Genomic DNA, 22019 nt, shown 5'->3' with positions numbered 1-22019 from the left:
CGGTTGGTTCGCCCGATCTTACGAGGCCCTTCCGCCCTCCGCGACCGTAAGCCTTGAGTCGAGGTCAAGGTCCTTCAGGTCCGTCCAACCAGCCACGGGCCAGCAGAGCGCGCCGCAGACTGGGCCGTGACGCGGACGAGTCGTCCAGCCGGCCGCGGACGTTGGCGAGGTGCGCTTTGAGCGTCGATTCGCTGATGCCCAGCCGGGCCGCGACCTGCCTGCGACTCTCGCGCGGGTAGTCGATCAGATAGGCACGCAGCGCCCGGGCTTCCCCACGGGTCAGTCCCGAGGGCGTTTCCGCAGGCAGCGCCGGCAGCCAGCTCATGCCCAGTCGAACGGTCCTGACCGCATCCACCAGTTGATCGCGCGAGCCGATCCCGGAGACGTAGCCGGCCACGCCACGGCGTACGAGTTCCTGCACGCCGGTCGGATGCAGATAGCCGCCCCACACCACCACCGGGAGCTGCCCGGTGCGGGCGCCGGCCAGGTACGCCTCGAAATCGTCGGTGAGCCGGTCGATCACGATCACGTGGTCTGCTGCGTCCGCCGTCTCCGAGGGGTGGACCACCCGGGCGGGGAAGGCCCGCAGCGCAACGCGCAGGACGTCGCAGTGCAGCGGGATCTGGCTGGCGATGGCCACCGGTCCGCTCACCTCCGGTGGGGCTGCACCAGTCGACATGTGACCATCTCATCACACGGGAGGCGCAGCTATTCTCGGGCGATGTGAGGCAGGAGGAGCACCCGGAGGTGACGCCTGGGTCCGCCCGGCGGGTCGTCATCCTGCACAGCAGCCCGATCGTCGCCGAGGCCCTTCGCGAAAGCCTGGCCTGCCCCGACACCCCGGCGGCCGTCACGGCGATGTACTCCTGGGCAGACTTCGTCCGCACCTGGGACTTCGCCCCCTCGTGGGCGGTTGTGGACGCCTACCTGGACGACCACGTCCCCCTCGCGCTCAAGGTGCGCAGCCTGGTGCGGGAGCGCTCCGGCGTCATCGTGCTGGGCACGGTCTACTCCCCGCCGTGCGCGATCGAGCATTGATCGAAGGCGCGACCGCCTGGCTGGAGCCGGCCGGCACGCTCGAAGCCGTCACCGCAGCGGTCCGCGAATACGCCGCTGAACGTCCGGTTGCCCGACCCTCGACGCCGCGCGTCGGTACCCACCTGACCGACCGCGAGTTGCAGTTGGCCAGCCTGCACGCTTCCCGTCGAGGTCTGACACCCGCCTCGATCGGGCGCTCCCTCGGGTTGGCCCCTACGACCGTGAAGACGCACATCGCCGCCGCCCGGCGCAAATACCGCCACAGCGGGGTTGCGGTGCACACGCGCGAAGAATTGGCCGCCGCCCTCATCGCGGACGGCTACCTCATCGCCGATGAGGATTGGCGCCGCCAGGCGCGCTGGTAAGTGGGCCGCCTCAGACCGGTTCGAGCTGCCCGGTCTCCAAAGAGGCGACGATCCGCGGCACGATCGTGGTGACATAGCCCGATCCGGCCAGCAGCACCAGATCCCCCGGCTCTGCATGCTCCAGGATGGCCTGGATGGTCGCCTCGTCCGTCGGCGCATAGATGGCCCTCGTGCCCACGATGCGATCGGCGATCAGCGCACCGGTGACGCCGGGAATCGGATCCTCCCGCGACGGCGCGACGTCCATGACGATCGCCACGTCGGCCGGCGCCATGGCGTCGGCAAACTGCTGCGCGAAGCGCTGGGTGCGGGTGAACAGGTGGGGTTGGAAGACCGCGATCACCTTGCCGTCGCCCTTGGTAGCGACACCGGTCTGAACCAGCGCAGCGACCTTGTCCGCGTTGTGGGCGTAGTCGTCGATGACCCGGATGCCCCGCGGGGTGCCGCGCAGCTCGAACCGCCTTTTGACACTAGTAAATTCACCGACGGCCCAGACGGCACGATCGCGTGCGACGCCGAGTCCTTCGGACAGAGCGAGCACCACGGACGCAGCGTTCATCAGATTCACCGCCCCGGGAATCTGCACGTGCATACGGTGCTCCTCACCGGTGTCGGCGAAGCGCACGGTCGCCGCCCAATGCTCCGGCCCCAACGACTCCTGCGTCAACTGCAGGTCGGCTTCGGGTCCGTGACCGTAGGTCGCGGTGCGGATCCCGCGCGCTCGGGCGATCCGGGCCAGCCGCGCGGAGCCGGCCTCGTCAGCGCACGCGACCAGCAGGCCACCGTCCTGGATCGTTTCGGCGAAGGCCACGTAGCCGTCGAACATCGTCTCCAGGTCGCCCCAGAAATCCAGGTGGTCCTCCCGGATGCTGGTGACGATGGCCACCTTCGGGTGATAGACGACGAACGAGCCGTCCGACTCGTCCACCTCGGCAACGTAATAATCACCCTGCCCTGCACCGGAACTCGCGCCGATTCCGCCGATGGCCGCACCGGTGATGAACGATGGATCGAGACCGCAGGCCCGCATCGCCACGGTGGCGATGGAGCTCGTCGTGGTCTTGCCGTTGGTGCCGGTAACGGCGATCGCATCACGACCGTCCATGGCCACGACGATCGCCTGGCTGCGATGCAGGATCAGCAACCCGCGCTCCCTGGCCACCTGCAACTCCGGGTTGTCCTCACGGATCGCCGTCGACACCACGACCCAGGCGCTATCGGGCAGCTCCCGTGCCGTCCGGGCGCTCTGGCCGATGGTGACCGTTGCCCCGTGGTCGCGGGCGTCCGAAACCCTCTCGGACTCGGAGCGATCCGAGCCGGTGACGGTGATCGCGGAGCCGTCCGGGCGGCGATAGCCGAGGAACAGTTTGGCGATGCCGACCATGCCGGAGCCGCCGATCGCGATGAAGTGCACATGCGTGGCGTCGGCCAGGTGAGGCAGCGAAGCGGTGAAGTCGAACCGGTCGTTCCTACCGAACACCATGGCTGCGCTCTCCGATCGCTTCATCGATCATGGCCACCAGAGCGGCCGCTGCGTGCTGATGGCCCTGACCGGCCGCGGCGTCGGACATCGCCGCCAGCCGGGCCGAGTCACGTACCAGGTCGGGCAGGTTCGCGCTGATCCAGGCCGCCGTGAACTCCTCGTCGGGGACCAGCACCGCGGCTCCGGCTTCGACGGCGTCGGCCGCGTTCAGTCGCTGCTCGCCGTTGCCGTGCGGCAGCGGCACGAACACCGCTGGCAGGCCGAGGGATCCGACCTCGCAGACCATGTTGCCGCCGGCCCGCGTGACCACCAGGTCAGCCACGGCGTACGCGAGTTCCATGCGATCGGCGTACGGGACGACGACGTAGGCCGGGTCCGCGCCTGCCCCCGCGCCGGGATCGAATTCCTTGCCCCGCCCGGTGATGTGCAGCACCTGGATACCGGCGGCACGCATGCCGCGCACGGCACCGGCGAAAGCATCGTTGATCGACTTGGCACCCAGGGAGCCGCCGGTCACCAGGACGGTCGCGCGGTCGTCGGCCAGGCCGTATCGCGCCAGCGCCTCCGGTCGTAGCGCGGCCCGGTCGACGGAGGTGATCTGTTGCCGTAGCGGCATCCCGGTCCGTGTGGCGTGCGGCAGGTCGGTGGCGTGGAAGGTCGTTGCGACGTGGTCGGTCAGCCGCGCGCCGAGCTTGGTAGCCATCCCCGGCATCGCGTTGCCTTCGTGGACCACGATCGGCACCCCCGCGCGCCGGGCGGCCAGGAACGCCGGCGGACTGACGAATCCGCCGAACCCGACCACCGCGTCCGCGTCCACCTCGTGCAGAAGGTCACGGGTGGTGCGTACGGCGCGGCGCAAGCGGGCCGGGAACCTCACCGCGTCCAGGTCCGGCCGGCGAGGGAACGCCGCCTTGGGGATCAACCGCAGGTCGAAGCCGGCGGCGGGCACGATGCGCTCCTCCAGACCGCCATGGCTGCCGAGCACGGTGATCCGGGCGTCGGGGTGGGCGACCAGCAGTGCCTCGGCGGTGGCGAGCAGCGGCGAGATGTGTCCGGCCGTCCCGCCGCCGGCGAGGACGACCGATGGAGCATCGGTCACGAACGTTTCCCCCGCGCGGGAAGAACGGCCATCGCACTGCGCAGGACGCTGGGCCTCGAACCGAGCATGCGTTTGGCCGCCGGCTCGTTACGGGCGAACGACAGCAACATCCCCAGCGCGACGAGGGTGGTGATCAGCGCGGAGCCACCGGAGGACAGCAGCGGCAGCGGGATACCGATGATCGGCAGCAGCCCGGTCACCGAGCCGATGTTGATGGCGGCCTGGCCGAGGATCCAGACCATTGTCGCGGCGGTGGTGATCCGCACGAAGTTGTCCTTGGACAACACGATCAGGCGGTAGCAGCCGAAGGCGAGGGCCACGTACAGCGCGAGAAGGGCCAACGTGCCGGGCAGGCCGAGTTCCTCGCCGACGATCGCGAAGATGAAGTCGTTGTGGGCCTCCGGCAGCCAGGACCACTTCTCCCGGGATGCCCCCAGGCCCACACCCCACCAGCCGCCGTCGGCCATGGCGTACAGGCCGTGCACCTTCTGCCAGCAGCCGTCCGCGTGGACGTCACTGCAGCTTCCGACCCAGGCACTGATCCGGCTCATCCGGCTGCCCCGGGTGGCGACGCCGACGATGGCCAGCGTGGCCACGATGACGGCGAAGACGCCGAAGACCCGCAGTCGCATCCCGGCGACGAACAGGGCCGTGCCCACGATCAAGCCGAGTATCAGGGTGGTGCCGAGGTCCTGGCCGGCCATCACCAGACCGATCGCGATGATCGCCAGCGGGAACACGTAAGGGATGAGGGCGTGCCGGGCCTGCGCGATGAGCGGGCGTTTGCGGGTCAGCACCGCTCCCCCGACCAGCACCAGCGCCAACTTGGCCAACTCCGAAGGTTGCAGGGTGATCGGTCCGAAAGCCAGCCAGTTCTTGTTGCCGCCGATCTCGACGCCGAACCGCGTGACCGCGGCCAGAAGAACGACGGCCAGGGCGTAGACCGGGAACGCCAGCCGTTTCCACCACCGCAACGTGAGTTGGCTGGCCACGAATGCGCCGAGCGCGCCGAAGCCTGCGAAGACCGCCTGGTTGATGAACGCGGAATACGGGGAGCGGTCTTTGGTCAGCAGTTCCACGCTGGATGCGGACAGCACCATCACCAGACCGAAGACGGTCAGCAACACCGTCGAGCCCAAGATCAGGTAGTAGGGCGCGACGGGCGACTCAAGACGTTCCCAGCCCGCGCGGATCGCCCGTCGTAACCCCCGGCCGGTGCGGCGCTGTCCGCGCCGGTCGATGCGGTCACGCGTCTTCGTCCAGTCCCAGCGCCCGGCGGACCGCGGCGGCGAACGCGTCGCCGCGGGCACCGTAGTTCTCGAACATGTCCAGCGATGCGGCCGCCGGGGACAGCAGCACGGTGTCCCCCGGTCGGGCGGCTTCGATCGCCATAGCCACCGCCTGATCCATGGCACCAGTGTCGGTGTCATCGATGACCAGCCGTGGGACATCCGGTGCGTGTCGCTGCAACGCGGCCACGATCACGTCACGATCCACGCCCAGGACGATCGCCGCCCGCAACCGCGAGGCGGACGCGGCCACCAGATCGTCGATCTCGGCGCCCTTCAGTTGGCCGCCGGCAATCCAGACGATCGGGTCGTACGCCGCGAGAGCGGCACCGGCCGCCTGCGGGTTGGTGGCCTTGGAATCGTCGATGTATCGGACCCCGTCGTGCGTGACCACGTGGGTGGTGCGATGCGGTTGGGGGCGGTAGTCCCGCAGGCCGTCGCGCACGGCCACGGGTGGCACGCCGTACGCCCGGGCCAGTCCCGCCGCGGCCAGCGCGTTGGCGACGTAGTGCGGCGCCGGATCTTCCCCGGCGACGGAAAGGTCTGCGAACCGGGCCAGTTCGGCAGCGTTGTGCCGGCGGTCCTCGACGAACGCCCGATCGGCTAACGCGTCGTCGACGACCCCGAGCATGGACACCGCCGGGATACCCAGGGTGAACCCGATCGCGCGAGCACCCTCGACCACCTCGGCTTGCTCGACCAGCTCGCGGGTCAGCGGGTCCTGCTCGTTGTAGAGGCAGGCCACCTGGGTGCGCTCGTAGACCCGGCCCTTGCAGCGGGCGTACTCCTCGAAAGAGCCGTGCCAGTCGATGTGGTCGGGGGCAACGTTGAGACACACCGACGCCACCGGGGAAATGGAGCGGGACCAGTACAGCTGGAAGCTGGATAACTCGACCGCGATCACGTCGTAGGGCTGCGGGTGCAGCACCGCTTCGAGGATAGGCAGGCCGACGTTGCCGGCCGCCACGGCCCGCAGACCGGCCGCGCGCAGGATCGACTCCAGCATCGTCACCGTCGTGGTCTTGCCGTTGGTGCCGGTGACCGTCAGCCAGGGTGCGGCTCCCTCACGGGCCCGCATCCGCCAGGCGAGTTCGACCTCACCCCAGATGGGGATTCCCGCCGCGTCGGCGGCCACCATCAGCGGGTGCGTCGGGGGCACGACCGGTGAGGTGACCACGAGATTGGTCCCTTGCGGCGGGGTCTGCTGGTGCTCCGGACCGAACAGAACCCGCGCCCCGAGCACGTCCAGGATCTGCGCCCGCTCGGCTTCACGTTGCGTGTGCGAACTGGAAAGGACCGTCACCGCGGCGCCGCGCTCGAGCAGGGCATCCGCCGCAGCGAAACCGCTCACCCCCAGGCCCATGACGGCGACTGACAGCCCGGACCAGTCGGCGTCGCGATGAGTCAGGCCCAACGCACCGTGCAGGGGCTCGTACGCCGGGTCCACCGGCCACAACTCTCCGGATTCAGGAGGCACCGACGACCCACTCCGCGTAGAAGAGACCCAACCCCACCGAGACGCACAGCCCGGCGATGATCCAGAACCGTACCGTCACGGTGATCTCAGCCCACCCCAGTAACTCGAAATGGTGATGGATCGGCGCCATCCGGAACACGCGCTTGCCGCCGCGCAATTTGAACGACCCCACCTGCAGGATCACCGACGCGGCCTCCATGACGAAGAGCCCGGCGATGATCACCAGCAGCAGTTCGGTGCGGGTGGTGATCGCCAGCCCGGCCAGGGCGCCGCCGAGCGCCAACGACCCGGTGTCGCCCATGAAGATCTTGGCCGGCGCGGCGTTCCACCACAGGAACCCGAAACAGGCGGCGGTGATGCAGCCGGCGATCACCGCCAGGTCGTAGGGATCTCGCACGTTGTAGCACTTGGTGGTCTCGACGTACTCGCAGTTCTGGTTGAACTGCCAGATGCAGATCAGCAGGTAGGCCCCGAAGACCATCACGCAGGCACCGGTCGCCAGACCGTCGAGACCGTCGGTGAGGTTGACCCCGTTGGAGGTGCCGGCCACCAGCAGGTTTGCCCAGATGATGAACAGGATCAGCCCGAGGCCCGTACCCGCGAACGCCAGGTTGACCCAGGTGTCACGGACGAAGGAGATGTGCCAGCTGGCCGCGGTGCGCCCGCCTCTGTCCGGGAAATTGACGGCCAGGATGGCGAAGACGGTCGCGATCACCACCTGGCAGGCGAGCTTCTGGTAGGTGTTCAGGCCCAGGGAGCGGTGACGACTGATCTTGGTCCAGTCGTCGGCGAACCCCACGACGCCAAGGCCCACCATCAGCCCGAGGACCAGCAGTCCGGAGACACTGGGCTCGGTCAGCGTAGCCAGGTGCGCCACGACGTACCCGACGAGGGTTGCACCGATGATCACTGCGCCGCCCATGGTCGGCGTGCCCCGCTTGGTGTGGTGGCTGGTGGGTCCGTCGTCGCGGATGAACTGGCCGTAACCCTTCTTCACCAGGAAGCCGATGAACGCCCGGGTGCCGAACAAGCCGATCAACAACGCGGTCAGCGAACCGATGAGGACGGCCTTCACTGCGGCACCACTCCTCCGGCTTCGGCGGTGATGCGATCCCCGAGGTAACGCAAGCCGGAATCCCTACTCGATTTGAACAAGACGACGTCGCCATCTTCCATCATGCCGCTCACCGCCTCGTGCGCGGCATCGACATCCGGGACGAACCGGACCGGGACTCCGAGGGCTTGTGCGGCGGTGCCGATCGGCTCAGCGCCGGGCCCGACCGCTACGAGTACGTCGATCCCCACCTGCGCGGCCAACCGCCCGACCTGCTCGTGCGCGGCGTACGAGATGTCGCCGAGTTCGAGCATCTGGCCCAGCACGGCGATCGTGCGCCGATCCGGCCCGGCAGCCATGGCGGCGACGGCGCGCAGGGCGGCAGCCATCGAGTCGGGGTTGGCGTTGTAGGCATCGTTGACGATGCGCCTGTTCCCCGGTAGGTCGAAGATCTCCATCCGCCACCGGCTGACCGGCCCGGCCGCCTGGAGCGCGGTCAGCGCCTGCTGGGTTTCGACGCCGAGCTCACGGGCGGCAGCGAGTACTGCCAGCGCGTTGCCGACCTGATGGGCACCGGCGAGGCTCAGGGCCATCGGCACCGGCGCGGGGTCATCGGTGAGTCCGTGCAGCAGGAAATGCGGCCGGCCGAGCTCGTCCAGGGTCACGTCACTGGCGCGCAGGTCGGCGTCGCGGCCGGTGCCCACGAGGAGCACGCGGGCATCGGTGACGGCCTGCATGGCGCGCACCCGCTCGTCGTCGGCATTGAGAATGGCTAGTCCGTCCGGCGGCAGAGCGGCGACCAGTTCCGATTTGGTGGAGGCGATGGCTTCGACGCTGCCGAAACCGGCCAGATGGGCCGTTCCGACGTTGAGCACGATGCCGATCCGCGGCGGCGCGATCTTGGTCAGGTAGGCGATGTGGCCGATCCCGTCGGCACCCATCTCGGCGACCAGGTACTTCGTCTGCGCAGTCACCCGGCACACGGTCAGCGGCACACCGACCTCGGAGTTGAAGGATCCGACCGGTGCGACGGTCGGACCCTGGGTTGCCAGCACCTGGGCGAGCAGGTCCTTGGTCGAGGTCTTGCCGGAACTTCCGGTGATCCCGACGATCTGCAGATCCGGGCTCTGGTCGACCACGAAGCGGGCCAACCGGGCGAAGGCATCCTGCACATCGGCGACCACCAGGGTGGGGACGCCGTCGATGGGCCGCAGGCCGAGCACCGCCACCGCTCCAGCAGCGACCGCGGCGGGGGCGAACAGGTGACCGTCGGCGTGTTCGCCGATCCGGGCGACGTACAGCGACCCGGCTTCGGCCAGGCGCGAGTCGATGACCACCGGACCGTCGACGACGACATCGTCGGCGCCCGGACCGGTCAACTCGGCATCGATCGCCCGCGCGATCCGGGTGAGGGAGGAGGGAATCATGCAACCGCGCCGGTCAGTTGTCCGACTCGTTGTCGGTCTTGTGATCCCACGTCGTGGGGAACAGCGTCGGTGTGGCGGTGTCCAGCGGCGTCCCACCGCGGTGCAGCGCGTAACCCATGATCTGGGAGAAGACCGGCGCCGCGATGTCACCACCGAAGATCGACCCGGACTTGGGGTTGTCGACCATGACCGCGACGATGTACTGCGGGTTGTCGACCGGGGCGAAACCGATGAACGAGGCGATGTGCCCCTTGTAGCCGTGGGCGGTCACGCTGTAGCGGTCGGCCGTCCCGGTCTTGCCGGCGACGTTGTAGCCGGCCACCTTGGCGCCGGGCGCCGTACCGTCTTTCTCGTCGACCACGCCCTGCATCATCGTGGTCATTTCCTTCGCGACCTGCTCGGAGATGACCCGGGTCGGGGTCCGGGAGTCTTGCGGCGCGGTCCACGTCTGACCGTCGGTGCTGGTGCCGGCGATCAACGACAGCGGAGTGCGGGTGCCCTTGTTGGCGATGGTCTGCGCCACCGACGCCTGCTGGAGCAGCGTGGTGGACAGGCCCTGGCCGTAGAGCACCGTGTAGCGCTGGGTGCCGTTCCAGTCGGCGGGGTCGGCCAGCAGGCCACCGCTCTCCCCGGGAACCCGATCCCGGTGGGAGCGCCGTACCCGAACTTCTTCATCGAGGAGTAGAGGATGGACGGATCGAGTTGCTCGCCGGCCAGCACGGTCCCGATATTCGAGGACTCGGCGACGATTCCGGCCGCGGTCAGCGACAACGTGGGGTGGTTGTGGGAGTCCTGCAGGCTCTTGCCGGCCCGAAGCAGCCGGTTGGGCACCGTGAACTGTGACGCCGGAGTGACCTTGCCGGCCTGCAGCAGCGTCGAGAACGTCACCATCTTGCTGGTCGAGCCGGGCTCGTAGGCCAACGTGAACGGCAACGAGTTGAGGTTGCCGGTTGCTGAGCCGATGTTGTTGTTGTCGAAGCTGGGGTACGACGCCGCCGCCTTGATGTGTCCGTTCAGATCGAGGACGACCACCGAGCCGTCGTCGGCGTTGTACTTCTTCACCTCGGCGGCGATCGCGTTGGAGGCGTACCACTGCAGGTCGTTGTCGATCGTCAGCTTGACGGATTCGCCCGGTTTGGCCGGGGTGTCCTTGGACTCACCGGTCGCGATCGGCTGGCCGTAGGCGTCGCGCTCGAAGACGTGCACTCCGGGGGTGCCGTTGAGCAGTTTGTTCTCCATCACTTCCACACCGCCGGCGCCCTCGCCATCGGAGTTCACCCACCCGACCAGGGGCGCCACGCTGGTGCCTTGCGGATATTCCCGCTTCATGACCTTCTCGGAGTAGATCCCGGGGATGCCGAGCGCGTTGATCTGCTTCCACTGCGCCGGCGAGATGTCCTTGACCAGGTAGACGAACTGCTTGTTCGCGGCGTTGGCCTTGGCCAGGGTCGCGTAGACGGCGTCGGGGTCGGCCTGCACGATCGGGGCGATCCGCTGGGCGGCCTTCTGGAGCGCCCCATCCGTGCGCACGCCGTTGTCGTTGCCGTACTGCGCGGTCGCCGTTGCGTCGGCGGTCACGTTGCGTCGCTCGACCGTCACGGCCAGCGGGGTGCCGTCATCACTGACGATGCTGCCGCGCGCCGCCGGGGTGGTCACCCTCGCAATCCGGGACTCGTAGGCCTGTTGCGACACGGTGGCCGCGTCGATGCCCTGGATGCGGAACATCTGTGCCGCGAGCAGACTGAAGATGAACAGCACTCCGACCATCAGGAACCGGGCCCGGCGTCGCGGGTGGCCCATCCCCAGCCGGACCGGCTTGGGACTCCTGGGCTGCCGTGGCGGGGCGGCCGCCGCACGCGCCGGGCGTGCACTGCCCTTCGCGCCGCCGGACGTCGCGCGCGGCGCCTTGGCACCGGGGCCCGCGGGTCGGGTCTTGCTACGCGGCGGCTGGGACGACGGAGTCACGGATCACCTTCTGCTGGGAAGCATGTTGCGTGGCCTCACCACGCTCACTTGGTGGGTGCGGCCGTGGGCTTGGCCGAGGCGCTCGGGGTGGACTTGTTGCTGGACTTGGCGGTGGGAGTGGCGGAAGTCTTCGGGGCGGCTTTCGGGGTAGCGGACGGCGTGCTCGGCAGCGCCGGCGGGACCGTGGCCAGTTTCGTGACCGGCGGCGCAGCCGGCAGTTGCACTCCCGAACTGGCGACGCTGGCGGCCAATACGGCTACCTTCGAGGCCGGGGTGCTCGGGAGCGTTCCCACCGTAAAGGGGTTCGCGGAGGCGCTTCCCTTCGCCACGCCGACGGTCTTGCCATTGCCGTCCACGAACCGGACGGAGCTGGCGGGGACCATGCCCTGCGCCTGGGCCTGCAGCGCCAGCTGCTGCGGTGCGGAGACCGCGTCCAGCTGACTGTCGAGCGACTCCTGGGTTGCTGCCAGCGAGGCGGACTTCGCCTGCAACCGGTCGAGCGCGAACGATTGCTCCGCGCGCTGGGTGTTCAGGAGCAGCAACGCCACGAGGCCGCCGACCATGGCCAGCAGGCAGACGGTCACGAAGCCGACACCGACCGCACGCGTCTGCGGCGGGGCCACGACCGGCGCGGTGCGGCGAGCGCCCTTCGCGGCGGGCTTGGACCCGGCACGTGCGCTCGGTGCGGTACGCCGGGGGCCGGTAGCGCCGTACGCGCCGGGGCTCCTGCCCGGCGGGCGGCGGGGGCCAGGCTCAACTGACTCATGCGGACGTCCTTTCGGTGGTGCGGATACGCGCCGCGGCGCGCAGCCGGGCCGAGGCGGCCCGCGGGTTCTGTGCGATTTCCGTGTCGTCGGGCGTCTCGGCGCCCCTGGTCAGCAGGCGCAGGTACGGCGCTTGCTCGGGTAGTTCGATCGGGATCCCGGGCGGGGCGGTGCTCTTGGCCCCGGCGGCGAGGACCTGCTTGGTGATGCGGTCCTCGAGTGAGTGGTAGGACAACACCGCGATCCGGCCATCGACCCGCAGGTGGTCGATGGCGGCCGGTAGCGCGGCCCGCCAGACGTCGAGTTCGGAATTGACCTCGATGCGCAGCGCCTGGAAGGTCCGCTTGCCCGGATGGCCACCGGTGCGTTGTGAGGCTGCCGGGATCGCCGACCGCAGCACCTCGACCAGCCGGGCCGAGGTGGTGAACGGGGCCTGCTGGCGCTCGCGCACGATGGCCACGGCGACCCGCCGGGCGAAGCGTTCCTCGCCGTACTCGCGCAGGATGCGCTCCAGATCGGCTCCGCTGTAGGTGTTGAGCACATCGGCAGCCGTGACGCCCGTGGTCTGGTCCATCCGCATGTCCAGGGGTGCATCGTGGGCGTAGGCGAACCCGCGATCCGCCTCGTCGAGTTGCAGCGATGAGACCCCGAGGTCGAAGAGCACCCCGTCCACCTCGTCGACCCCGAGATCGGCCAGCGCCGTGAACGTCTGGTCATAGACAGCGTGTACGCCGATGAACCGCTCTCCGAAGGACGCCAGCCGGGCGCCGGCCAGGTCCAGGGCCTGCGGGTCCCGGTCCACGCCGTACGCCGTGACGTGTGGCAGCCGTTGCAGGATCGCCTCGGTGTGCCCGCCCATGCCGAGTGTGCCGTCGACGAACACCGCACCCGGTCGATCGAGAGCAGGGGCCAGCAGGTCGACGATGCGGTCGCGCATGACCGGCACGTGCCGGTCGGCGGTATTGCGCGAACTGTTCATCGAGCCTGCTCCTTTCGGGGGTCGGAAGGGTGTGCGCCGCGCTGGTCGCTGGTCCCCAGCCGCCGGGTCCGTCGCTCCGGCATCGGGGAAGTGATGCCGGAACGTTCCGGACGGCTGGAGGCCACCGGTCAGCGCGGTCGATCAGAAGAGGCCTCCGGGGATCACCTCCTCCGAGCGCGCGGCGAAGTCCTCTTCGGCGCCGGTCACGAACTGCTCCCAGCGCTGGGTGTCCCATAGCTCGACGCGGTCACCCACCCCGATGACCGTGCAGTCGCGGTCCAGGCCGGCGTACTGGCGCAGCAGGGCCGGCACGGTGACCCGGCCCTGCTTGTCGGGAATGTCATCGGTCGCACCCGAGAGCATCACCCGCTGGAAGGAGCGGGCCTCGGCGTTGGTGATCGGACTGGACTGCAATCCCGCGGTGAAGTCGGCGAATTTGTCCGTCGTGAAGATGTAGATGCACCGCTCCTGGCCGCGGGTCATGACCAGGCCTCCGGCGAGCTTGTCGCGGAATTTCGCGGGGAGGAACAGCCGGCCCTTCTCGTCGAGGCGCGGGTGGTGGGTACCGAGGAACATCGTCGGTCCACCTCCTGCTTTCCGCCTGGGTGGCCACATTTCGAGCCCACCGTCCACCAACTCACTCCCGCACGCTCCACTTTACTCCACTCTGCTCCTCCTTGTCTGCCTCCTACCCCTGAAAAGCCCCGACAATTTGGCCGTTTTTGCAGGTCAGAACCGGTTGGTGCAGGGTGGAGGAAGCACGGCTCCGGTCACCCTGGAGAACGGCGCAGGCGGCCTGCGTTCGACGCATCGACCGCGTCAAGGGCACCCCTGAGGTGCTGGTGGAGCACGGTGGAGGGCACGAGCGGGGGTGGGAATGGCAGGATTCGGGTATGTCAGCCAGCCCCACCCAGCACGGCTCGATCGACACCGACCCCCACCCGGGTCGCGATTCCTACGCGGCGACGATGTCGCTGCCGGAGGTGCAAGCCCTCAGCGCAACGCTGCACGCTGCCATCAGTCAGGTCATCGAGGGCAAGCCCGAGGCGATCCGCACCGCCCTGATCGTGTTGCTCGCGCGCGGTCATCTCCTGGTCGAGGACGTGCCCGGTGTGGGGAAGACGATGCTGGCCAAATCGCTGGCGAAGGCCATCGACTGCCCGATGCGTCGTATCCAGTTCACTCCCGACCTGCTGCCCAGCGACGTGACCGGGGTCAGCGTCTTCAACCAGGACAGCCACGAGTTCGAGTTCCGACCCGGTGCGATCTTCGCCAACGTGGTGGTCGGCGACGAGATCAACCGGGCCTCCCCAAGACCCAGTCCGCGTTGCTGGAATGCATGGAGGAGGAGCAGGTCACCGTCGATGGCCGCACCTACCGCCTGCAGCGGCCCTTCATGGTGCTGGCGACCCAGAACCCCATCGAGATGGAAGGCACCTTCCCGCTGCCGGAGGCGCAGCGGGACCGGTTCATGGCCCGGATCTCCATGGGCTACCCGACGGCAGCCGCTGAAGCCACGATGCTGGACCTGCACGGTGAGCACGATCCGCTGGGCGACCTGCAGCCGGTCACCGACGGCGCAACGGTGGCCCGAGCGATCGACCGCGTCGCGAAGGTGCACGCCAGTCCCGCTCTGCGGCAGTACGTCGTCGACCTGGTGACCGCGACCCGCAGCACGCCCGCCCTGCGGTTGGGGGCCTCCCCCGCGGTTCGCTGCACCTGCTGCGGTCCGCCCGGGCGGCTGCCGCGCTGGACGGTCGCGACTACGTGATCCCCGAGGACGTCCAGGCGCTGTTCGTTCCCGTACTCGCCCACCGCGTGATGTTGTCCAGCGACAACCAGCATCTGCACCGCGGGACCTCCGACGTACTCCACGAGATCAGCCGGCGCGTCGCGGTGCCGGCCGGCGACCTGCACGCCTGACGGTCATGCTCACCGCCCGTGCCTGGACCCTGCTGGGCGTCGGCATCGCGCTGACCGGGTCCGGCATCCTGCTCGGCTACACCGACATCACCCGCTTGGGGTTGCTGCTGCTGCTCCTGCTGGGCGTCACCGCGGTGTTCGCGCGGCGCGCGTCGGGCGATCTGCGGATCACCCGTACTGTGCAGCCGATCTCGATCGGCCGGGGCCAACGCGCGACCGTGACGGTGATCGCCACCAACCCCGCTGCTCGCCGTACCGGTGTTTCGCGGGTCCGGGAGCAGGTGGACAGCCGGCTGGGCGAGTCCCAGGAATTCGTCCTCCCGGCCATCGGAGCACACGATGCCGAGCGGTTGCAGTATGTCGTGCAGGGCACAGTCCGCGGTGCGCATCGACTGGGTCCGGCCTCACGCGTGATCGAGGACCCCTTCGGGCTGACCCGGCGCCGCAGGACCGACGAGCGCGTCGACGAATTGATCGTCCTGCCGACCGTCACGCCGCTGGGTCCGGCGCAGCCGCCGGGAGCGGGGATCGGCAGTGAGGGTGAGATACCACAGATGGTGGCCTTGCACGGCGACGAGGACGTCAGCATCCGGGCGTATCACCAGGGTGACGATCTGCGCAAAGTGCACTGGAAGACCACGGCTCACCGCGGTGAGCTCATGGTCCGCCAGGAAGACCGGCCCAGTAGGCGGTCAGCTCTCGTCCTGCTGGATGGGCGCAGCAACGGCCACCGCGGCCCGTCTGGCCAGGATTCCTTCGAGTGGGCGGTCAGTTGCGCAGCCTCCGTGGTCGTCCGCCTTGCCGAGTTGCACTACTCGGTGCACCTGGCCACGGCGGAGACCCTGGCCGACGCCAGCGTCGACGCACCGGGAGAGCCGGGCGAGCAGCTGCGGCGTCTGGCCACCGCGACGACGTGCGACAGCGAGACCTTCCGCAGGTTGCGCCTGCGCGCCCGCGAAGCTGTGCGAGCCGGTGCCATCGTCGTGGCCATCCTGACCGATGTCGAAGACCGGGTCGACGACATCGCCGCGATGCGCCAACCCGGCGCGTCCGGCCTGGCCTTCATCCTGGACACGGGGACGTTCGTGGATCCCGGGGCCGCCCCGAGTGCGGGCGCCCAACTGCTGCGGGCTGCGCTCGCGGGTGCGGGCTGGCGGGTGTGTGTGGTGCGCTCCACCACCTCGGTGTTGGAGGCGTGGCAGGAAGTCAGCCGTCGGTCGCTGATCCGGGTCGGTGCCCTATGAGGCGTACGGCGAGCGTGCAGGCCTTGCTCGCAGCGGCGGCGACGCTGGTGGCGGCCTGGCCGCTCACGTCGCTGATCGAGACCGGCCCGTGGATCTGGCCGATCGTCGCCATGGTCGTGGGCGTCGCCGGCGTCGGAATGCTGCTGCGCGCGGTGCGGACTCCCTCGGCCCTGGTTCCCGCGGTCCAGGTGCTTCTTGCCGTGGTCGCGATCGCACTCATCTACCTTCCGCACACGCTGTCCCCCGGCGTGCTGCTCGACGCGACCCAGGCGTTGATCGCCGACGGGATCCACACCGGCCAGGTCGCCGCTCCCCCGGCTCCGGCGACCGTCGGACTGCGCTTCCTGATCGCGGTGGCGGTGACCGGGTTCGCCCTCATCACCGATATCTGCGCCGCCACATTGCGGGCCCCCGTGCTGGCCGGGGTGCCGTTGCTCGGTGCGTTCCTGATCTCAGCGGCCAACACCGCCGTCGGTCTCAACCCGGTCTACTTCGTGGTGCTGGCCGTCATCTGGTTGACCATGGTCGCGACCCAGCACGCACAGGACCTGCAGCGAGACGTGACCGTGCGCACCCAGGCGCTGCAGCCGCGCGCCCTGGAGTCCCCACTGTCGGGACACGGCCACGTCGCCCGGCTGATCGCCGTACCCGTCATCCTCCTCGCCGCCCTGCTGCCCATGCTCATCCCGCATGCATCGGCGCACTTCTTCGCCCAAGGACTGGCGCGGGGCGCCGGTGACGGTCCGGTGACCATCGGCTTCGCCACCGACCTGGACCTCGGCGCTGATCTCAACAGCACCAATCCATCACCGGTGTTGACCTACACCACGAGTTCCCTGGTCACCCCGCCACTGCGCGTGACCGTGACCTCCACGTATCGCGACGGGCACTGGGTGCCCGACGAGGGCGTCCCCTCGGCGGTGATCAGCGACAACAACACGGTCCTACCGGTTCCAGCGGCCACCGACGCCGACGCACGGTTCACCACCGGCTCGATGAAAGTGAGCGGCAGCGTTCTGGCCCCCGATCTGTTCGCCGCGCCGTACCCGCTGCGGACCGCAGACCTGAACCGGCCCACCTGGCTCTTCGACGAACGCACCGGCGCCATCCAGCCGAACGGCTCGGTCAAGGACTACTCCCTCACCTATCGCCTGCTGAAGAACGACGAGGAACCCGCGGGCGACGAACGACTCGACCCGGACGTCTCCGAACCCGCCCTGGCCGTGGACCGGGCATCGGAGTCGGCCGTACGGCGCACGCTCGCACCGCTACGGGCCAGCACCCAGTGGGAGACGGCCCGCAACATCCAGAACTACCTGCGCAACGCGGGCGGATTCACCTACTCATTGCAACTGGCCGACACCCGCCGCGACAGTGACGGACAACCGTTGGATCCGCTGAGCAACTTCCTGGCGACCAAGCAGGGGTACTGCACCCAGTTCGCCAGCGCGATGGTGATGATGGCCCGCGCGGACGGTATCCCAGCCCGGCTGGCGGTCGGCTTCCTACCCGGCGACCCGACCGGGACCGCGAACCAGTACGCCGTCCGGCAGTCCGACGCGCACGCGTGGCCGGAGTTGTGGTTCAGCGGCATCGGCTGGACCCGCTTCGAGCCGACGCCGGGGATCCGCGCGACGGAGGCACCGGCGTACACCGCCGACCAGACCGGCGGGGTGAGCCGCAACGCCGAGCCCAGCGAGAACGACTCCGACACCTCGTCCGCGGCAGCGACCAGCGGTGCGGCGCAATCCTCGTCGCCACCGGCCACCGCGGCCGGTTCGTCCACAGGTGACTCGGCGCCGGCGTGGCTGCACTGGGCCGGCTGGTTGCTCGCCGTCCTGGCCATCGGCGGTGCGGGGGCGGTGGTCCTGCCGATCCTGGCCCGCCGCCGTCGTGAGAGCGCTGCCAGCGGCCGCCCGACCCCGCAACGCGTCGAAGCGCAGTGGCAGCAGTTGGTGTGGGACCTGTCCGACCTGGGAGCCAGCGCCCCGCCGCCGGGATCCCCGCGGGCGCTCGAGCGGCACTACCGCAACGAGCTGCACCTCAGCGGCGACGGCCAGCGGGCACTGCGACAGGCCGTGCAGACGTTGGAACGGGCACGTTATGCAGGCGCCGGCGACGACCGGCTGGATCTGCGCCAGGACGCCCAGGAGATCGTGCACGACGTACGCCGATCGGCATCGGCGACGATGCGCCTGCGAGCGGCGCTGTGGCCGCGCAGCGCCTTCTTCGCCCTTCGCGACGCAGTCGCCGGAAAAGCGCGGACACCGGCTCGCTGGTGGGCGGACCGGCATCGCTGAACCGAGTTGGTCAGTCCATACGCACCGGACCGACTCCTCGACCTCGGCCTACGGCCGCCGACTCCGCTACGCTCCGCCGACAACCTCCGCCTCGCTCTTCGTCGTCAGTCCATAAGAACCGGACCAACTCCTCGACCTCGGCCTACGGCCGCCGGCTCCGCTACGCTCCGCCGACAACCTCGGCCTCGCTCTTCGTCGTCAGTCCAAGTAATCGCGGAGAACCTGCGACCGCGACGGGTGGCGCAGCTTGCTCATCGTCTTGGACTCGATCTGACGGATCCGCTCACGAGTGACCCCGTAGACCTTCCCGATCTCGTCCAGCGTCTTCGGTTGGCCGTCGGTGAGCCCGAAACGCATCGACACGACGCCGGCTTCACGCTCGGACAAAGTGTCCAGCACGGAGTGCAACTGCTCCTGCAGCAACGTGAAGCTGACCGCGTCGGCCGGGACAACCGCCTCGGAGTCCTCGATCAGGTCGCCGAATTCGCTGTCACCGTCCTCGCCCAGCGGGGTGTGCAAGGAGATGGGCTCGCGACCGTACTTCTGGACCTCGACGACCTTCTCGGGGGTCATGTCCAGTTCCTTGGCCAACTCCTCCGGAGTCGGCTCGCGACCGAGGTCCTGCAGCATCTGCCGCTGCACCCGGGCCAACTTGTTGATGACCTCGACCATGTGCACCGGGATACGGATGGTGCGCGCCTGGTCGGCCATGGCGCGGGTGATCGCCTGACGGATCCACCACGTGGCGTACGTCGAGAATTTGTAACCCTTGGTGTAGTCGAACTTCTCCACCGCACGAATCAGACCCAGGTTGCCCTCCTGGATCAGGTCGAGGAAGAGCATGCCGCGCCCGGTGTAGCGCTTGGCCAGCGAGACCACCAGACGCAGGTTGGCCTCCAGCAGGTGGTTCTTGGCCTTCTTACCGTCCTGGGCGATCCACCACAGCTCGCGCTTGAGCTTCATCTCGATCTTGTCGCCGGAGTTCAGCTTCTCCTCGGCGAACAGGCCGGCCTCGATGCGCTTTGCGAGCTCGACCTCCTGCTCGGCGTTCAGGAGGGCCACCTTGCCGATCTGCTTCAGGTAGTCCTTGACCGGGTCCGCGGTGGCGCCGGCGGTCACGACCTGCTGGGCCGGAGCGTCATCCTCATCGTCCTGGCGGATGACGAACGCAGCCGACTCGCTCTCCTCGGCGGCGGCCGGCTTCGCCTCCTCATCACCCTCACCGTCGGCGTCGCCGTCCGTGGCGTCGGCGGTTTCGCCGGCCGCGTCGGGGGTCTCGCCGTCGACGGTCTCCTCGACGACGACCTCCTCAGTGAGTTCGAGATCCTCGTCGGGCTCGATGTCCTCGGGTGAGTCCTGCTCGTCGGCAGCCGGGTCAGTCTTTTCGCTGGTCTTCTTGGCGGCGGTCTTGGACGTGGCCTTCTTGGCAGCGGCCTTCTTCGCCGGCGCAGCTGCGGCACCGGCGACCTTGGCCGTCGTCTTCGCGGCGGCGCGCTTGGCCGGAGCCTTCTTGGCGGTCGTCTTCCGGGCAGTCGCCTTCACGGGAGCCTTCCCGTCGGCCTTCGCTGTGCTGGTGTTCTCGGCCGCGTCATCAGGCGCTGTCTGGGTCTTCGACACTGAGGTCACTCGCTACCTTCCAGGACATGCAGAAGCCGTTGCGCTCACCGCGGCGGGGGTCCGCGGCACGACGAACGAGGTCGTTCACATCGATCGCGACGACTTCCGGGTCAGTGTTGGGGAGCATTTCCGGGGCGGGGAAGTCCCCCTTGCGGAATGCGCTGGTCACCATTATAAAACCCATCCGGGGCCAGATCATTCCGCAGGCCGCTCGTAAAAACCTCCGGAGCGCTCGGGACCGCCGGTCAGTCGGACGCTTCCGACGCCTTTTCGGGCCGCAGACCGGGCCGCACGGCAAGCACCGGGCATGCGGCATCCAGCAGGAGCCGCTGGGCCGCCGAGCCGAGGATCAGTTTGCCGACCGGGGTGCGATGCCGCAGTCCGATGACCAGCAAGGCAGCCTGCCGTTGAGCGACAACGCGCAGCACCTCCTCGACCGTGTCCCCGGTCCCGTCGGTCGGCACGACGTTCACCGAATAACCCTGCGCCGCAAGGCGAGTCGTGACATCGGTGAGAGGTTCGGGAGTGCCGCCGAGGTCGACGACGGTCAGAGGCAGCTGCCGACGCAGGCATTCATCCGCGCCGGCGTACAGCGCGGCAACGCCTTCGGCCGAATCTGCGTAGGCGACGACGACCGTCATCCCGATCTCCCTCCCCGAGGGCACCCCGGGCCCCAGACGTTACCTGAACGTGCCACCCAAGGGACGGGTGTCGGCCACGACGTCCGCGGTGATCGCCGCGATTTGGTCGTGCTCGATCAGGAACCCGTCGTGCCCGTGTTCGGAAGCGATCGTGAGCAGCGGTTCCCTGCCGTAGGCGGCGACCATCGTTTCGGACAGGGCGGGCGGGAAGAGGCGGTCACTGTCGACGGCGACGACCCGCAACAACCCGTCGTACCTACCGAGCACGTCGGCCAGGTCGCCACGGTCGCGGGTCACGTCGTGGGTGGCCATAGCCCGCGTGAGGTTGACATAGGACCCGGCATCGAAGCGGCGCACCAGTTTGGCGGCCTGATGATCCAGGTAGCTCTGCACGGCGAACTGGCCGCCGTCGACCGGCCGGTGAGCGGTCTGCGGCGCGAGCCCGAACCGATCGTTCAGCTCGGCCGCCGAACGGTAGGTGGTGTGCGCGATCCGGCGCGCCAGGCCGAGGCCGGCCTCGGGGGTGTCGCCGCTGTCGTAGTAGTCACCGCCGTGCCAGCCCGGATCGCTCTCGATGGCGACCAGTTGGGTATGTCCCCAGGCGACCTGATCGGCGGTGGCCCACGGGGTACTGGCGATGACCAGCGCGGCGCCGGTGCGCTCGGGGTAGCTGCCGACCCATTCGATCGCCCGCATCCCACCCATCGAACCGCCGAGAACCAGTTGCCAGCGATCGATGCCCAGATGGTCGGCGACGATCGCTTCGACGTTGACCTGGTCGCGGATGGTGGTGCGCGGGAAGCGGGAACCCCAGGCCCGGCCGTCGGGCGCCACGGAGTGCGGGCCCGTCGTACCGCGGCACCCGCCGACCGCGTTGACTGCGACGACGAAGCCGGTGTCGGTGTCCAACGGAGCGCCCGGGCCGATGATGCCGGGCCACCAGCCGGGGGTGGGCTGACCGGGGCCGGCCGGGCCGACCACGTGCGCGTCCCCGGTGAGTGCGTGCTCCACCAGGATGGCGTTGTCCGCGGCCGCAGACAACCGGCCCCAGGTCTGGTAGGTGATCACCAGGTCCGGGATGTGCTCACCGGATTCGGTGACGAATGCGGGTACGCCGATCGCGTGCGCCCGGGGATTGGCGCCATCGGGGGTGGGCAGCGTCCGCTGCTGCGTGATACGGGATTGAACGACAGTCATCCTGGCCTCTCCGGACGGGAGGGGCCGGTCGGTCGGCCCCGCGGTTGCCGGACGCGGGATCCGGCCTTGTCCTCACCCGGGGCACCCCACCGCGAGGAGGGTTGCCGTCCAGCTAGCCGGGGCTTGTCACTGGAACTCTTGACCCGTCAAAGATAAC

18 protein-coding genes, 2 pseudogenes and 1 riboswitch are annotated in these 22019 nt (G+C 69.0%); of the genes and pseudogenes, 5 read left to right on the top strand and 15 right to left on the bottom strand.

What is annotated here, in order from left to right; all coding sequences use genetic code 11:
• Positions 1–64: 64 nt before the first annotated feature.
• On the bottom strand, positions 65–679 hold the full coding sequence (locus tag ACFQBT_RS06305; protein WP_377821238.1) for a helix-turn-helix transcriptional regulator: 615 nt from the start codon (positions 677–679) through the stop codon (positions 65–67).
• Between the two features lie 44 nt (positions 680–723).
• Between ACFQBT_RS06305 and ACFQBT_RS06300 the strand changes: the two genes are divergently transcribed.
• Both ACFQBT_RS06300 and ACFQBT_RS06295 read left to right on the top strand, forming a co-directional pair.
• Complete coding sequence (locus ACFQBT_RS06300; protein ID WP_377821236.1) at positions 724–1038, top strand: hypothetical protein; 315 nt, start codon at positions 724–726, stop codon at positions 1036–1038.
• Positions 1020–1403 carry a LuxR C-terminal-related transcriptional regulator gene (locus ACFQBT_RS06295; RefSeq protein ID WP_377821234.1) on the top strand — a complete coding sequence of 128 codons (384 nt, stop codon included), beginning with the start codon at positions 1020–1022 and terminating at the stop codon, positions 1401–1403. The genes ACFQBT_RS06300 and ACFQBT_RS06295 overlap by 19 nt, the downstream gene beginning before the upstream one ends.
• 10 nt (positions 1404–1413) lie before the next feature.
• Here the strand turns inward: ACFQBT_RS06295 and murC are convergent, their stop codons facing one another.
• The 10 genes and pseudogenes from murC to mraZ all read right to left on the bottom strand — a co-directional run bounded on the left by murC (position 1414) and on the right by mraZ (position 13516).
• On the bottom strand, positions 1414–2886 hold the full coding sequence (murC, locus tag ACFQBT_RS06290) for a UDP-N-acetylmuramate--L-alanine ligase (protein ID WP_377821232.1): 1473 nt from the start codon (positions 2884–2886) through the stop codon (positions 1414–1416).
• Positions 2873–3985: a UDP-N-acetylglucosamine--N-acetylmuramyl-(pentapeptide) pyrophosphoryl-undecaprenol N-acetylglucosamine transferase gene (locus ACFQBT_RS06285; RefSeq protein ID WP_377821230.1), complete on the bottom strand. Its 1113-nt coding sequence runs from the start codon at positions 3983–3985 to the stop codon at positions 2873–2875. Before ACFQBT_RS06285 ends, murC begins: the two co-directional genes overlap by 14 nt.
• Positions 3982–5295: a putative lipid II flippase FtsW gene (gene ftsW, locus ACFQBT_RS06280; protein WP_377821228.1), complete on the bottom strand. Its 1314-nt coding sequence runs from the start codon at positions 5293–5295 to the stop codon at positions 3982–3984. Before ftsW ends, ACFQBT_RS06285 begins: the two co-directional genes overlap by 4 nt.
• Positions 5231–6751 (bottom strand): UDP-N-acetylmuramoyl-L-alanine--D-glutamate ligase, encoded by a 1521-nt coding sequence (gene murD / locus ACFQBT_RS06275; RefSeq protein WP_377821226.1) that lies wholly within the window; start codon positions 6749–6751, stop codon positions 5231–5233. The genes ftsW and murD overlap by 65 nt, the downstream gene beginning before the upstream one ends.
• Positions 6741–7826, bottom strand: coding sequence for a phospho-N-acetylmuramoyl-pentapeptide-transferase (mraY, locus tag ACFQBT_RS06270; protein WP_377821224.1), 1086 nt, complete (start codon positions 7824–7826; stop codon positions 6741–6743). The genes murD and mraY overlap by 11 nt, the downstream gene beginning before the upstream one ends.
• Positions 7823–9232, bottom strand: coding sequence for a UDP-N-acetylmuramoyl-tripeptide--D-alanyl-D-alanine ligase (locus tag ACFQBT_RS06265; RefSeq protein WP_377821223.1), 1410 nt, complete (start codon positions 9230–9232; stop codon positions 7823–7825). Before ACFQBT_RS06265 ends, mraY begins: the two co-directional genes overlap by 4 nt.
• A gap of 13 nt (positions 9233–9245) precedes the next feature.
• Positions 9246–10957 (bottom strand): annotated as a pseudogene (locus ACFQBT_RS06260) (peptidoglycan D,D-transpeptidase FtsI family protein).
• A 284-nt stretch (positions 10958–11241) separates the two neighbouring features.
• Positions 11242–11820, bottom strand: a complete 579-nt coding sequence (ftsL, locus tag ACFQBT_RS06255; RefSeq protein ID WP_377821221.1) for a cell division protein FtsL — start codon at positions 11818–11820, stop codon at positions 11242–11244.
• Positions 11821–11959: 139 nt separating this feature from the next.
• Positions 11960–12940: a 16S rRNA (cytosine(1402)-N(4))-methyltransferase RsmH gene (gene rsmH / locus ACFQBT_RS06250; RefSeq protein ID WP_377821220.1), complete on the bottom strand. Its 981-nt coding sequence runs from the start codon at positions 12938–12940 to the stop codon at positions 11960–11962.
• Positions 12941–13081: 141 nt separating this feature from the next.
• Positions 13082–13516 carry a division/cell wall cluster transcriptional repressor MraZ gene (gene mraZ, locus ACFQBT_RS06245; protein WP_377821218.1) on the bottom strand — a complete coding sequence of 145 codons (435 nt, stop codon included), beginning with the start codon at positions 13514–13516 and terminating at the stop codon, positions 13082–13084.
• A gap of 392 nt (positions 13517–13908) precedes the next feature.
• On the opposite strand from mraZ, the pseudogene ACFQBT_RS06240 reads away from it, so the two are divergent.
• The 3 genes and pseudogenes from ACFQBT_RS06240 to ACFQBT_RS06230 all read left to right on the top strand — a co-directional run bounded on the left by ACFQBT_RS06240 (position 13909) and on the right by ACFQBT_RS06230 (position 18407).
• Positions 13909–14863 (top strand): annotated as a pseudogene (locus ACFQBT_RS06240) (AAA family ATPase).
• Between the two features lie 5 nt (positions 14864–14868).
• Positions 14869–16107, top strand: a complete 1239-nt coding sequence (locus ACFQBT_RS06235) for a DUF58 domain-containing protein (protein ID WP_377821216.1) — start codon at positions 14869–14871, stop codon at positions 16105–16107.
• A complete protein-coding gene (locus ACFQBT_RS06230) occupies positions 16104–18407 on the top strand; it encodes a transglutaminase TgpA family protein (RefSeq protein ID WP_377821215.1) in 2304 nt (767 codons plus the stop codon). Before ACFQBT_RS06235 ends, ACFQBT_RS06230 begins: the two co-directional genes overlap by 4 nt.
• A 198-nt stretch (positions 18408–18605) precedes the next feature.
• On the opposite strand, the gene ACFQBT_RS06225 is transcribed toward ACFQBT_RS06230, so the two are convergent.
• From ACFQBT_RS06225 to metX, 4 genes are read right to left on the bottom strand one after another with little or no spacing between them, the layout of a single operon-like run.
• Entirely contained in the window at positions 18606–20033 is a 1428-nt protein-coding gene (locus ACFQBT_RS06225; protein WP_377821213.1) for an RNA polymerase sigma factor, read from the bottom strand.
• Positions 19999–20223 (bottom strand): hypothetical protein, encoded by a 225-nt coding sequence (locus ACFQBT_RS06220; RefSeq protein WP_377821211.1) that lies wholly within the window; start codon positions 20221–20223, stop codon positions 19999–20001. Before ACFQBT_RS06220 ends, ACFQBT_RS06225 begins: the two co-directional genes overlap by 35 nt.
• Before the next feature lie 46 nt (positions 20224–20269).
• Positions 20270–20665, bottom strand: coding sequence for a universal stress protein (locus tag ACFQBT_RS06215; protein WP_377821209.1), 396 nt, complete (start codon positions 20663–20665; stop codon positions 20270–20272).
• Positions 20666–20704: 39 nt separating this feature from the next.
• Positions 20705–21862, bottom strand: coding sequence for a homoserine O-acetyltransferase MetX (gene metX / locus ACFQBT_RS06210; RefSeq protein WP_377821207.1), 1158 nt, complete (start codon positions 21860–21862; stop codon positions 20705–20707).
• A gap of 35 nt (positions 21863–21897) precedes the next feature.
• Positions 21898–22006: riboswitch (SAM riboswitch) on the bottom strand.
• Positions 22007–22019 lie beyond the last annotated feature (13 nt).

Origin of the sequence: Branchiibius cervicis (assembly GCF_042661605.1) — a bacterium.
GTDB lineage: Bacteria > Actinomycetota > Actinomycetes > Actinomycetales > Dermatophilaceae > Branchiibius > Branchiibius cervicis.
Note: the sequence above shows the minus strand (reverse complement) of the source record. Positions and strands in the feature narration are given on the sequence as shown.

Coding starts and splice junctions, on each gene's coding strand:
- mraZ (WP_377821218.1), bottom strand. CDS start 13,516: ATGTTCCTCGGTACCCACCACCCGCGCCTCGACGAGAAGGGCCGGCTG.
- murC (WP_377821232.1), bottom strand. CDS start 2,886: ATGGTGTTCGGTAGGAACGACCGGTTCGACTTCACCGCTTCGCTGCCT.
- ACFQBT_RS06215 (WP_377821209.1), bottom strand. CDS start 20,665: ATGACGGTCGTCGTCGCCTACGCAGATTCGGCCGAAGGCGTTGCCGCG.
- ACFQBT_RS06305 (WP_377821238.1), bottom strand. CDS start 679: ATGTCGACTGGTGCAGCCCCACCGGAGGTGAGCGGACCGGTGGCCATC.
- ACFQBT_RS06235 (WP_377821216.1), top strand. CDS start 14,869: ATGCTCACCGCCCGTGCCTGGACCCTGCTGGGCGTCGGCATCGCGCTG.
- metX (WP_377821207.1), bottom strand. CDS start 21,862: ATGACTGTCGTTCAATCCCGTATCACGCAGCAGCGGACGCTGCCCACC.
- ACFQBT_RS06265 (WP_377821223.1), bottom strand. CDS start 9,232: ATGATTCCCTCCTCCCTCACCCGGATCGCGCGGGCGATCGATGCCGAG.
- ACFQBT_RS06230 (WP_377821215.1), top strand. CDS start 16,104: ATGAGGCGTACGGCGAGCGTGCAGGCCTTGCTCGCAGCGGCGGCGACG.
- rsmH (WP_377821220.1), bottom strand. CDS start 12,940: ATGAACAGTTCGCGCAATACCGCCGACCGGCACGTGCCGGTCATGCGC.
- ACFQBT_RS06220 (WP_377821211.1), bottom strand. CDS start 20,223: ATGATCTGGCCCCGGATGGGTTTTATAATGGTGACCAGCGCATTCCGC.